Annotated in this window: 20 protein-coding genes; all 20 read left to right on the top strand. The window is 68.6% G+C overall.

What is annotated here, in order from left to right; genetic code table 11:
- Positions 1–15 precede the first annotated feature (15 nt).
- Positions 16–291, top strand: a complete 276-nt coding sequence (locus BBK82_RS03690) for a hypothetical protein (protein ID WP_065913735.1) — start codon at positions 16–18, stop codon at positions 289–291.
- A 68-nt stretch (positions 292–359) separates the two neighbouring features.
- Entirely contained in the window at positions 360–1,154 is a 795-nt protein-coding gene (locus BBK82_RS03685) for a hypothetical protein (RefSeq protein ID WP_065913734.1), read from the top strand.
- Complete coding sequence (locus tag BBK82_RS03680; RefSeq protein WP_065913733.1) at positions 1,147–2,274, top strand: DUF5131 family protein; 1,128 nt, start codon at positions 1,147–1,149, stop codon at positions 2,272–2,274. Before BBK82_RS03685 ends, BBK82_RS03680 begins: the two co-directional genes overlap by 8 nt.
- Positions 2,271–2,561 (top strand): hypothetical protein, encoded by a 291-nt coding sequence (locus BBK82_RS03675; protein WP_065913732.1) that lies wholly within the window; start codon positions 2,271–2,273, stop codon positions 2,559–2,561. The genes BBK82_RS03680 and BBK82_RS03675 overlap by 4 nt, the downstream gene beginning before the upstream one ends.
- Positions 2,558–3,139 carry a hypothetical protein gene (locus BBK82_RS03670; protein WP_154697041.1) on the top strand — a complete coding sequence of 194 codons (582 nt, stop codon included), beginning with the start codon at positions 2,558–2,560 and terminating at the stop codon, positions 3,137–3,139. Before BBK82_RS03675 ends, BBK82_RS03670 begins: the two co-directional genes overlap by 4 nt.
- 388 nt (positions 3,140–3,527) lie before the next feature.
- Positions 3,528–3,860, top strand: coding sequence for a hypothetical protein (locus BBK82_RS03665; protein WP_065913730.1), 333 nt, complete (start codon positions 3,528–3,530; stop codon positions 3,858–3,860).
- Positions 3,861–3,873: 13 nt separating this feature from the next.
- Complete coding sequence (locus BBK82_RS03660) at positions 3,874–4,314, top strand: hypothetical protein (RefSeq protein WP_065913729.1); 441 nt, start codon at positions 3,874–3,876, stop codon at positions 4,312–4,314.
- A gap of 70 nt (positions 4,315–4,384) precedes the next feature.
- Positions 4,385–4,660, top strand: coding sequence for a hypothetical protein (locus tag BBK82_RS03655; RefSeq protein WP_065913728.1), 276 nt, complete (start codon positions 4,385–4,387; stop codon positions 4,658–4,660).
- A 112-nt stretch (positions 4,661–4,772) separates the two neighbouring features.
- Positions 4,773–4,967 carry a hypothetical protein gene (locus tag BBK82_RS03650; RefSeq protein WP_065913727.1) on the top strand — a complete coding sequence of 65 codons (195 nt, stop codon included), beginning with the start codon at positions 4,773–4,775 and terminating at the stop codon, positions 4,965–4,967.
- A 54-nt stretch (positions 4,968–5,021) separates the two neighbouring features.
- The gene (locus BBK82_RS49685; RefSeq protein ID WP_065913726.1) at positions 5,022–5,447 is read left to right on the top strand and encodes a hypothetical protein; all 426 of its coding nucleotides are present in this window, start codon (positions 5,022–5,024) and stop codon (positions 5,445–5,447) included.
- Positions 5,444–5,854 carry a hypothetical protein gene (locus BBK82_RS49680; protein ID WP_154697040.1) on the top strand — a complete coding sequence of 137 codons (411 nt, stop codon included), beginning with the start codon at positions 5,444–5,446 and terminating at the stop codon, positions 5,852–5,854. The genes BBK82_RS49685 and BBK82_RS49680 overlap by 4 nt, the downstream gene beginning before the upstream one ends.
- Positions 5,851–6,522 carry a VVA0879 family protein gene (locus BBK82_RS03635; protein ID WP_065913724.1) on the top strand — a complete coding sequence of 224 codons (672 nt, stop codon included), beginning with the start codon at positions 5,851–5,853 and terminating at the stop codon, positions 6,520–6,522. Before BBK82_RS49680 ends, BBK82_RS03635 begins: the two co-directional genes overlap by 4 nt.
- On the top strand, positions 6,519–6,806 hold the full coding sequence (locus tag BBK82_RS51440; RefSeq protein ID WP_065913723.1) for a hypothetical protein: 288 nt from the start codon (positions 6,519–6,521) through the stop codon (positions 6,804–6,806). Before BBK82_RS03635 ends, BBK82_RS51440 begins: the two co-directional genes overlap by 4 nt.
- Positions 6,803–7,342 carry a DNA translocase FtsK gene (locus BBK82_RS03625; protein WP_065913722.1) on the top strand — a complete coding sequence of 180 codons (540 nt, stop codon included), beginning with the start codon at positions 6,803–6,805 and terminating at the stop codon, positions 7,340–7,342. Before BBK82_RS51440 ends, BBK82_RS03625 begins: the two co-directional genes overlap by 4 nt.
- The gene (locus BBK82_RS03620) at positions 7,339–7,668 is read left to right on the top strand and encodes a hypothetical protein (protein WP_065913721.1); all 330 of its coding nucleotides are present in this window, start codon (positions 7,339–7,341) and stop codon (positions 7,666–7,668) included. The genes BBK82_RS03625 and BBK82_RS03620 overlap by 4 nt, the downstream gene beginning before the upstream one ends.
- Entirely contained in the window at positions 7,661–7,927 is a 267-nt protein-coding gene (locus tag BBK82_RS03615) for a hypothetical protein (protein ID WP_065913720.1), read from the top strand. The genes BBK82_RS03620 and BBK82_RS03615 overlap by 8 nt, the downstream gene beginning before the upstream one ends.
- Positions 7,920–8,243, top strand: a complete 324-nt coding sequence (locus BBK82_RS03610; RefSeq protein WP_065913719.1) for a hypothetical protein — start codon at positions 7,920–7,922, stop codon at positions 8,241–8,243. Before BBK82_RS03615 ends, BBK82_RS03610 begins: the two co-directional genes overlap by 8 nt.
- Entirely contained in the window at positions 8,240–8,449 is a 210-nt protein-coding gene (locus BBK82_RS03605) for a hypothetical protein (protein ID WP_065913718.1), read from the top strand. The genes BBK82_RS03610 and BBK82_RS03605 overlap by 4 nt, the downstream gene beginning before the upstream one ends.
- Complete coding sequence (locus BBK82_RS03600; protein WP_065913717.1) at positions 8,446–9,279, top strand: DNA adenine methylase; 834 nt, start codon at positions 8,446–8,448, stop codon at positions 9,277–9,279. The genes BBK82_RS03605 and BBK82_RS03600 overlap by 4 nt, the downstream gene beginning before the upstream one ends.
- Positions 9,276–11,408, top strand: a complete 2,133-nt coding sequence (locus tag BBK82_RS03595) for a DNA cytosine methyltransferase (RefSeq protein WP_065913716.1) — start codon at positions 9,276–9,278, stop codon at positions 11,406–11,408. Before BBK82_RS03600 ends, BBK82_RS03595 begins: the two co-directional genes overlap by 4 nt.
- Positions 11,409–11,433 lie beyond the last annotated feature (25 nt).

The following is an 11,433-nucleotide window of genomic DNA, read 5'->3' as shown; positions in this document are numbered from 1 at the left end:
CGCCACCTTCGCCTCGTGGAGCCGATCGCCATGCCAGACCGCTTCGGTGAACCGACCGAGCCAGAGCAGGCCGATGACCTGCCGGTCGAGCCCGCATGCAACAGCACCAAGCAGGAGGCACTGCTCCCCCTGCCAGCTACGACAGCAGACGACGGCGCATGCATGGACCCCAGGTGCAAGAAGGGCTGGATCGACCGAGACGCCGACAACCCCAGGCCGTGCCTGCGGTGCAAACCGCACCTCGGCCGCAGGGAACGCCTTCGAAAGATGGGGCTTGGCGACAAGAAGTAACCCGGAGCCCACCAAGACCGCCGTCCTGGCGACCAACGCCGCCAGGACGGCACGAAAGGACCAACCTGATGACCACCACGCCCTCCACGGTCGACGAGGCGCACAGCGCCGCTGAGCCCGCCATGGAGATCAAGACCGCCGAGGACTACATCCGGCACGCGCTGGTCGAAGCCGCACGGCTGCTCGACCGGATCCACGACCCGAAGACCGACAAGCTCAACCACGTCGCCATCGCGCACTACATCAGCAAGTTCCCCGCGATCGTCTTTCTTGAGGCGCTGCGCCGCCGAGACCCGCAGGAGGCCGACCACCTGGCCGCGTGGGTGCACCAGGCGCAGGAAGACGGCGACACCGCCGGCGAGTTCAACTGGTTCTGGAGCCAGCAGATCCAGAACAACCACGCGATGACCCGCGTTGGGGGAAACCCCGTCGACCAGCCGCCGCTGCCAGGCGGCCTGGCCACGGTCAACATCACCGTGTCCGGGAGCGGCATCGCGAACACGATCGCGACCCCGTACGTGCCGACCAGGACCCCTGGCTTGATCATCACCCAGGACCACGGCCTTCACGACGGTCGGTGGAGCTTGCGCCCAGGCCGCTGGTCCGTCACCCACGAGCCCACTTTGCTCAAGGTCGCCGCGCCTGGCGTCCCGCTGGACGTCGCGCAGTCCATCGCGGCCCGCCTCGGCCAGGTAGGCGGGGTCGACTGGACTCAGCCGTCACGGGAGCTGTTCGCCGCGCTCGACAACACCGTGCAGCAGGCGATCCACAAGGCGTTCACCGACCACAACGCCTGCTGGGACTGCTCGGACGCTGACCACCTGCTCGTGCTGCCGTTCCGTACGGAGGTCGACCGTGGCTAGCGGAACCAACATCGAATGGACCGACCTCACCCAGAACATCGTCTGGGGCTGCAGGCGCAAGTCCGAGGGCTGCCTGAACTGCTACATCCCCCGTCAGCCTCCGCTGCGCATGGGAGGACAGAAGTTCAACCACGACGGCCTCGGCGCGACCACTGGGCTCGTGTTCCGGCCGGAGAAGCTGGCTATGCCGCTGAAGATCCGGGCACCGAAGAAGATCTTCGTCAACTCGCTCAGCGACCTCTTCCTCAAGGAGGTGCCCGCGGAACTGGTCGCCCGCCAGTGGATCGTCATGGCCCTGACACCCCGGCACACCTTTCAGATCCTCACCAAGCGCCCCGAGCGGGCGAAGCTGCTGCTCAACGACCAGCCGCGTTGGCAGGCGCTCCTCAACGAGGCGCTGCGCTGGGTGATCGAGAACGTCGACGCGAAGATGCCCTACGCCGACGTTGACCGCGTGCAGGCGTGGCTGGACGAGCCGAAGACCGTCGACGACGAACTGCGGCCTCTGCCGAACGTATGGCTGGGCACGAGCACAGAGACCCAGCGGTGGGCGAACGTACGCATCCCGCATCTGCTCATGACCCCGGCCGCGGTTCGCTTCATCTCCGCTGAGCCGCTCTTGGGTGCCATCGACTTGACCCGCCTGCCGTGGACGGACGGCGGCGGAACCCGCCTCGACGTGGTGAATGGTCGGCACGGCACCACCGGCCTCTGGGTTCAGAAGGCGAAGCGGCTCGACTGGGTCATCGTCGGTGGCGAGTCAGGGCCCGGCGCTCGGCCGATGCACCCGGACTGGGCCCGCTCGCCGCGTACCCAGTGCCAGCAGGCTGGGGTGCCGTTCTTCTTCAAGCAGCACGGCGAGTGGGCTCCTGTCGGCCCGCTCTACTGCGAGGACGACGGCCCCGGCTCGATCGCTGACGACGCCCGCACGGAGGCGGTGCACCTGGAGGTCGTTGAGCGTCGGACGGTGATCCAGCTCGAACGTGACGGCTACATCGTCGGCGACGACCACCAGCCCGGTGACCCACGCACGTGGCTCATGGCGAAGGTGGGCAAGAAGGCAGCTGGCCGTGAGCTCGACGGCGTGCAGCACAACCAGTTCCCGGCAGGTGTCGCATGACGACGCCGAAGGAGCTCGCGATCGCTCGCTGCGGCGAACGGAGACCTGACGTGACCACGACCGTGCGCCGTGAGCGCTGCGAGAAGAGCGACCTGTGGCCCGAGGAGTGCGCGCACTGCCGGGGGCTCCAGCTCGACGTCGGCGACATGGCTGAGATCGAGGTCGTCCGGCGGTGGCGTGCGCCCAGGACCGGCGTCTGTCCGACGTGCGAGCACCAGTACGAGGAGGGCGACGTCCTCATGCGCACCGTCGATGACGAGACGGTATGCGAGAGGTGCCGAGCGTGACGGTGCCGGTGCCTGCCCGACTGGAGGGCCGCCCGCGTCAGGGCGGCCTGGTGGTGCCGTGGGTGTCGGTGCAGCTCGGGGACGGCACCTTCGACTTCGGCAACATGCACAACACGCGCGCCAGCCTGTGCTTCGTCGAGAGCCGCTGCCAGATCGACGGCCAGCAGATCGCGCCGCAACCGCTGGTGTTCTTCGTGTCGGAGCGTTCCCTTGAGGACCTCACCACGACGGAACCACCGGTCCATCCGGAGTGCGCGGCGTACTCACGCCGCGCGTGCCCGATGGTCGCCGGCCAGATGAAGCGCTACCGGCGCACACCCTCCCGCGCGCACGGACCGGCGGGCGAAGTTTGCTTCGATCCGGGCTGTGAGTGCGGCGGCTGGGTACGGACACCTGGCCAGGGCGAAACCAACGCTGGCCAGCCCGCCCAGCGCTGGTACATGGTGTGGTGCCGCAACTTCGCGATCACCGTCCCCGACGAGGAAACCCGACGCCACCTGGCAACCGGAGCTATCCCGACCGGCGTGTCGATCGGCGCGAAGATCCTGGATCCGCTGAAGATTCGGCCGGTGGCGTGATGTCTACGACCCCCGGCTTCTCCGGCACCTTCATGGTCTTGGCGCCTGGCTTAAGGCGCACATACGCGCGCGCGAGCTCCTGCAGCACTCTGCGGGGGTCGGGGCCGAGGGCATCCCACGTGGACTCTTCAAGGCGGAACGAGCGCGACTTCAAGGGGTCTTCGCTCGGTGGCCGGGCCATGGTGCTCCTTCGCGTGCGTCGGGGGCGCGAACAGAATACCGCGTTTTCGTGTCACGAAAACCCTTGCACCCGTCGCGGACGGATGCTAGTTTTCGTACCACAGAAACCCGCCCCCGCTGCCTCGGTCGACTCTCGGAGGACGACGTGACGCCTTTGTTGTGTCCACACCGTCTCGCGTCTCGCGATTCTGAACGAGACGGGCGGCTTGTGGCGGTCGACAACACCGCCTACGCCTGGCGCAACGCGGCCGACGAGTGGCGCTGCTACCAGCAGCTCCCCGCCGACTTCGTCCACGACCACCGCGCTGCTCTGGACGAGGCCGCGACCTCGTTGTTCGCCCCCGTCCTGGTCGAGGCCTGGGCCGAGCGCGGCTACGCGGTCGAGTTCATCTCGGACGGCGACGCGATGCAGCACCGCCCCCACGACCCCAGCGACGAGACGTACGGCCAGGTCTGGGACGAGGCCGCCTACCGCCTCGACCCCTACGCCGTCGTCCGCGCCGCCCGGCTCGACGACGTCCTGCCCACCTACGCCGACTGATCAGGAGAGATCGATGAACACCGCGAAGCGCATCCGGATCATCGGCCGCGAGGCCGCCGACATCGCCCACCACGTCACCGTCTACGTGCGCCCGACCTCCACCTGGTCCGAGGTGCAGGGCATGCGCGAGTGCGCCCACGGCTGCAAGCTCTACGTCCGCCGCAAGGGCTGCGTCACCCAGTACGCGCTGATCCACAGCGAGGTCTACGGCTGCGTCCTCGGCCGGAACCTGGAGACCAAGACGGTGCCCGTCACCGTCGCCTCGGCCGGGAAGCCGACCGTGGCCGACGACGACCAGCTCCTCGACCGGCTCGGCTCGGCCACGCCCGCCAGCGGCCCGATCGACACGGTGTCGGCCGGGCTGCTCGCCGAGCGGTACTTCGCCGAGCGCGCCCCGATGCCCGAGTTCATCGACGAGGTCCTCAACTCGCCGGAACTGCAGCTCGCGGGCTGACCCCACCCGGCCTTCGGCTTCCCCAGGGCCGGGCGGCGTCCTCCAACAACCGTCCACGGAGGACACCAGCATGACGAGCACCATCGCGCGTGCCGACTTCTACCGGCACCCGGACCCGATCATGTCGAACCAGCAGGAAAGGGCGCGCATCACCGCCGAGAACGCCGTGCGCGCCGGAGCCGTTGCCTGGAACCGGAACATCGGCGTCGAGGGCGGCTTCGCCACCGGGAAACAGGGTGCGTCGGTGCCGCTCGGCCAGGCGATCGCCCTGCACGAGCTGCTCCGCGCGGGTCGCATCACCGTAAACAAGCAGACCGGCCGCGTGTCCATCGCGACGGCGAGCTGACCGTGAACCACCGGCCCGAGCCCGCGCCGCTCGTCGATGCCGTGGAAACGGTCCTCGTCACGCTGCAGATCGCGATCCTGCTCTGGGCCGCGATCGCCGGGGTGGTGCCGGCATGACCCGCAGGCTCACTGCCGTCGTCCTCGCCGCGGTCCTCCTCATCGGAGTGCTCGCCCAGAACTACGGGCTCCGCGCCGCCGTTGTCTCCGTGGCGATCGTCCTCGGCGGCGTCATCCTCGCCGGCCTCGTCGCCCGAGCGCTGACCCGCGCCAGCAAGCGAATCAAACAGATCTTCGACGACCTCGACTAGCCGCCTTCGCATTGAGCGCCGCGACTCGCCCATCGACACCACCGGAGAAACCCGATGACCGCCGCAACCGACCTCGCCGCCCTGTTCGCCGCTCTCGCCGAGCACCTCAACGCCCACCCGGACCTCCCGGGCGTCAACGTCAGCCGCAGCGCGCCTGGCTACCTGCTCCAGATCTCAAGCAGCGCGCTCCGCTGCGAGCCGATCAATGCATCCGCCCTTCTGCTGTGGCACGACACCCTGACCGACCCGGTCCTGACAGCGTTCCACTGGGGACGAAGCAAGGACTGCCCTCGCGGCGCAAAGGTCGAGGTGGTCGGCAAGACGCTCAACGGCACCGAGGTCCGCGTGTGGGAGGTGGTGCCCGAACTGGGCAGGATTCTCGGCTTCACCAAGAAGGGCGCCGACCGGTGGGCGGAGGCCGAGTTCAGCGTCGACATCCTGCGGGAGCTGGCCGCCGCCGAGAACGGCGAGCAGTCATGACCGCCCCGGACCCGTTGGAGTGCATGGACCTCCTCGCTGCCGGCCAAGGGCCCGGCTGCGGAGAAGGCACCGTCTCCCACTGCTCCAGCTGCAAGGGCTGCCCCGGCGCCTGCGCCTGCCCGCCGCTGCCCGCGGTCGGCACCCAGATCCTCCCCAAGCCCGGCGCACGCCACGCTGGCCGCCTGCTCGTCCGCGCCCCGCACACCGTCGTCGCGACCCAGGACGACCGCCGCGACGGAGAGCCCGACGACCACGTCATCGTCTGCCAGCTCACGGCCCTCGTCCGCTACGCCATCGACCACGGCGAACCGGTCGACACCGACTACGGAGCCTGCCTTGGCCTCGACGACATCGAGATCCAGGACCACCTGCCCCGCATCACCTTCACCACCAAGGAGACCGCGTGACGGACACGACCATGGAGCACCCCCGCTTCGGGAAGAATCCCACCAGGTCCACCTTGATACAGATCGACCAGATCACCGCCTGGATCAGGGAGCAGACGAAGCCGTTCAGCGTCATGGACGCCTTTAACGCCAAGAGGTCCTGGTCCTACAACACGACCTACAAGCTGGTCCGCGAACTCCGCGACAAGAACCTGCTGCGGCAGACGAACGACGTCGACGCCCGACCCGCATTGTGGATCTACAACGCACCGACCGAATCTCTGGTCACGATCACGACGAAGTCCGAGAACCACCTGACTCAGCAGGAACTCTGCGACGAGGCACGCCGCCGGTTCGGCGACGACACCAAGCAGTGGGCGTTCATCTGTCCGAAATGCTCCGATATCGCCTGCGCCGCCGACTTCATCGCGATCGGTGCCGACCCGTACCTCGTCGGCCAGGAGTGCATCGGCCGATCCTGCGGCGCACTGGCCAAGGCAGCCACCGGAACCGACGGCCGCCAGCACGCCAAGCGCGGATGCGACTGGGCCGCATACGGGCTATTCGCCGGGCCCTGGTTCATCACCGTGCCGACCAAGGACGGCGGTACCAAGGAACTTCCCAGCTTCAAACTCGCACCGCACCGCGCGCCGCAGCACGTGCGTGAGCCCGCCGAGGTGATCGCGTGAACGTCCGAGCCTGGCTCGCATTGATCATCGTCGTCGCGGTGGTGCTCGCCGCCAACGACTCACCCGACGAAACCGCGCCGACGGTCACGGACCAGTCCCGTTGGCTGTTCACCGAAGCCAGCTGCGACGAGAACGACACCGCGTTCAACGTCAAGCCCGACACCCCCGAGGCGTGGAGCAGCGCCCAGGACTGGTGCATCCGCTCCGGCGAAGCGATCAACAACCTCCCGTGGCCCTCGGGCTTCAAGCCCACCACCATCCCCGAAGGCGTCGTGATCCCGTGAGCTACGTTCCGCTCCGCAAGGGGCACCCCGACAACCCGGACCTCGTCGGCCTCCCCGACGACGCCTACGACCGCCTGGTCCCGCTCGGCGACCTGATCGAGGCCTCCCACAATGAGGGCTACCACCAGTCCGAGTGCAACTGCCGCGAGACCAACTGCAACACCCGCAAGCATCACTGGGCCACACCCTCCGTCGAGGAAGTCCTCGGCTGGCTCATCGCCAAAGGCGCGCTCACCTTCGACGCCGTCGACCACCTGGTTCGCGTCGGCAAGGGCTGGAGCGTCGACAAGGCGCCGGGCGACCTCGGCGCCGACGTCGCCAACGTCGCCCGGCTCGTCCTCACCGAACGCCACTCCGGCACCTCGTTCGTCCAGCGCAAGCTCCGCCTCGGCTTCAAGCGCGCCGAGGATTGCCTGGACGTGCTGACGGCCTGGAACATCCTCGGCCCCGCACAGGGCACCCTCGCCCGCGCCATCCACGTCCCCGCAGACCAGACCGCCGCCGTGCTGGCCGCCATCGAGGCGGTGCGCGCATGAGCTTCTTCACTCCGCTCATCACCCGCGACTCCGACGGCACCATCTTCGAGGTCCTCGGCGAGGGCAAGGACTACGAGGGGAAGCCGAAGGTCTTCATCAGCCAGCAGGGATCGGTCGGCTGGCACCGCGTCACGCAGGACCAACTGTGGGTGAACTTCACCGCCTACCCCACGCCACCGCACGTCCACAACGAGGACTGCATGTGCGTCATGGTCCCGATGGAGGTCGAGGGCGCCCACGAGTGCCACCACTGCGGCGGCCACACCGGCGGCCCGTGCGGCGACCGCTGCGACATCGCACGCGCCGAGGTGATCGCCCGTGGCTGACCTCGATGACACCAGCCGCTGCCCGCAGGCCAACCGCTGTGACGCGTGTGGCACCAGCGAACAGCTTCAGCCCGCGACGCTCGACACGATCGTGGGCGTCTTCTGCGCCACCCTCTGCCTCCCGTGCGCCGAATCCGGCGAGTCGCCCCGCCTGAGCTTGCACGCCGCCGCGATGCGAGTGCTCGCCCACTGCGAGCACCTCGGCATCGACCTCGACGAAGCCGCCGAGTTGCGTAGGAGGGAGAACGACCGTGGCTGACATCCAGATTCCGCGCGAAGCCGTCGAGGCTGCCGCCCGCGCGATCCAGTTCCTCGACAGCGGGGACGTCGACAAGTGGGACGACCTGCTGGTGACGGAGAAGCGCTTCTTCTTGCGCAGCGCAGAGCACGCGCTCTATGCCGCCGCGCCGTTTATCAAGGCCGCGTACGCCGAACGCAAGGGCAAGGAGCTCAACGCGACCGCTGACGCCTTCCTCCGCTCCGGCAAGAGAACCAAGGGCAGCTGGTTCGGCCACATCGCCGGCCAGCTGCTCGCCGAGGCCTCGACCCTCCGCAACGGAAGGCCACGGTCATGAACCGCCGAGACGCCCGACGCGAGGCTTGCGCTGTCGCTGCACGCCTGCTCTGGCAGGCGCTGGAGGAAGCGGAGTCCAACGTCTTCGACCCTGCCTGGTCCGACAAGGACATCGAGCGGTTCGAGGACGAGGCCAAGGGCCTGGTGTACGAGCTGCGCCGCCGCGCGGGCACTCCGCGCGGCGAGCGACCTGAGGGAGACCGGTGAGCGCACCCCCGTTCGCGTACTTCGGAGGGAAGTCCCGGCTCGCCGGGGATATCGCCGCGACGTTCCCCGAGCACACGCACTACGTCGAGCCGTACGCCGGTTCCCTCGCGGTGCTGCTGGCGAAGCAGCCCTCGGTGATGGAGACCGTCAACGACCTCGACGGCGACATCGTCCACTTCTGGAAGGTCCTGCGCGAGCAGCCGACCGCGCTGGCCCGCGCGTGCGCGTTGACGCCGCACTCCCGTGCCGAGCACGCCGCCGCCCGCGACCGCCCCGCCGAGCTCGACGACATCGAGCGCGCCCGCCGCGTCTGGACCTACCTGACACAGGGCCGCGCCGGCATCCTCCGCAACACCGGCTGGCGCCACTACGTCGCCCCCAGCGGTTCGTCCACCTCGATGCCGAAGTACCTCCGCGGCTACGTCGACCGCATGGCCGCCGCAGCCGAACGCCTCGCGCACGTCAGCCTGGAGTGCCGTCCCGCGCTCGACCTGATCGAGCGCTACGGCCGCTCACCCGAGGTCCTGCTGTACGTCGACCCTCCGTACCTCGGCAGCGCCCGCGTGTGGGGCAACAACTACCGCCACGAGATGCGCACCGACGACGAACACCGCGAGCTCGCCACCGCGCTCAACAACTGCGCGGCAGCGGTCGTGCTGTCCGGCTACCCGTCCCCGCTCTACGACGAGCTGTACGCCGGCTGGCACCGCACCACATTCGAGGCCACCACCGGCCAGGGCGGCACCCGCGGCGAGCGCACGGAAGTCCTGTGGGCCAACCGGCTTCCCCAGCCCACCTTGTTCTGCAGCACCGAGGAGATCCACGCATGAGCCGTGCCGCACAGCGCCTGCAGCGCGTCGCCACCCATCGCCCCGCCGTGCGCCGCCGCCGCTTCCGCCACGACGAGCTCGTCGCCGTCGACCTGTTCAGCGGCTTCGGCGGCCTCACCGAGGGAATCCGTCGCGCCGGATTCACCACGATCATGGCCGCCAACCACAACGAGTACAAAGTCCAGGTCCACGAAGCGAACCACCCGTACGCCGAGCACTGGATCGCGAACCTCGTCGACAAGGAGTCCTCGGACTACCACGACGTCCGACAGCTCCCTGCCGCCGACCTCCTCGTTGCCGGCGTGTCCTGCACCAACCATTCCCAGGCCAACACGAAGAAGGCCTACGCCGAGGGCCTGTCGCTGTTCGACCTCGACGACCCCGAGTACAACGAGCGCGTCACCCGGTCCGAACGGGACCGTGCGACCGCCTCGTGCGTGCTGCACTACGCAGCCCAGCACCGACCCCGCATGATCCTGGTCGAGTGCACCACCGAGATCGTCTCGTGGGGACCAGCCCTGCCCGGAAAGAAGATCGGTGACGGGACCACCTACAAGTGGTGGCTCAAGCAGTTCGACCTGCTCGGCTACCGGCACAAGGTCATGTACCTCAACACCCAGTTCTTCGGCGTCTCCCAGAGCCGCGACCGGTGGTTCTGCGCGATGTGGCTCAAAGAGATGCCCCCACCGGACCTCGACCACCGGCCGCACTCGTGGTGCGACCGGTGCCACACGATCGTCGAAGCCGTGTGGACCTGGAAAACGGGCATCCCGCCGACCGGAAGCGTGAGGTACGGCAAGCAGTACAACTACACCTGCCCCAGCTGCCGCCGCGAAGTCATTCCGCCGATGGCCCCCTCGATCAACTCCCTGGACCTCACCGACCTCGGCACCCGCATCGGCGACCGCGAGATCAAGAGGTTCGTGGACAAGAAGACCGGTGAGGTCACCTGGTCGCAGATGGCGCCCGCCACGATGGCCCGCGCCGAGCGCTGCCTCCAGCGGTTCGGGGACTTCCCTGCGGTGCTGATGCCTGCCAAGGCGGTGCACGGTACCGAGCGGCACCCGTGGCAGCCCATGTCCACCCAGACGAGCCAGCAGGAAACCTCCGTGCTGTCGACTGGCGCGGTCATGGCGGCGGCTGGAAACACCTACGAGAGGCCGGGCTCGGACTGCCGCAGCCGCGACCTGTCGCAGCCGTTGTGGGCGCAGCCGGCGACGAACACGACCGGCCTCGTGACGCCGCCAGTCGCGCTCACGGGCATGGTGACCGTCGGCCACCGGCACAACGGCGACGGCCAGCACTTCCTCAGGCCAATGGACACCGTCACCAGCACGCACGAGAAGGCCGTCGTGTACGCCGCGGTCGACAACTTCCAGGGAGCGCCTCGCGGAGTCGGGGAACCGCTGGCCACTCAGGGCGGGTCAGAGACGATGGGCCTGCTCTCGGCGCGAGTGATGCCGAACCGGACACACGCGACCAGCCGCAACCTCGGCGAGCCGATGGAGACGGTTGTCGGAGGCGCCGGATCCGGCGGCATCGGCATGCTCTCCAGCGGAGTCGTGCCGTTCCGGAAGAACACCATCCCCACAGTGCACGGCGAGCCGATGCCCGCCGTCACCTCCGACCAGATCCCGGGCCTGCTGACCGCCGCCGGCGTCATCAAGAACAACGGCTCGATCGACGAGGCGCAGTACCGGTCTCACCCCGTGAGCGACCCGCTGGGCACCGTGGTCGGCTCCGGCGCGCACCAGTCGCTCCTCTTCTCGGTCTGGTACAAGCAGAACGGCTCTGAGGCCAACGCAACCGCACCGCACCCGCTGAGCGACCCGTTCGGCACCCTCACCTCCCGCGACACCACTGCGGTGCTGGGCGCCGAGTGGCGCGCAATGCTCGCCGACATCAGCTTGTTGGACTGCTTCTTCAAGATGCTCGGCCCGCACGAGATCGGCCGCGGATGTGGGTTCGACGTCAGCTTCCCCGGCTATGGCTACGAAGGCACGTTCCAGGTATGGGGCTCCGCCCGGGACCAGGTCGACGGCTTCGGCAACGCCGTCACGCCGGCTGTCGGCGAGTGGATCGGCCACCGGCTGCGCGAAGCCCTGCACCGCACCGAGTCCGTCGCATGACGATCCCGCACCAGTCCACGGAGGA

Origin of the sequence: Lentzea guizhouensis (assembly GCF_001701025.1) — a bacterium.
Taxonomy (GTDB): Bacteria; Actinomycetota; Actinomycetes; order Mycobacteriales; family Pseudonocardiaceae; genus Lentzea; species Lentzea guizhouensis.
Note: the sequence above shows the minus strand (reverse complement) of the source record. Positions and strands in the feature narration are given on the sequence as shown.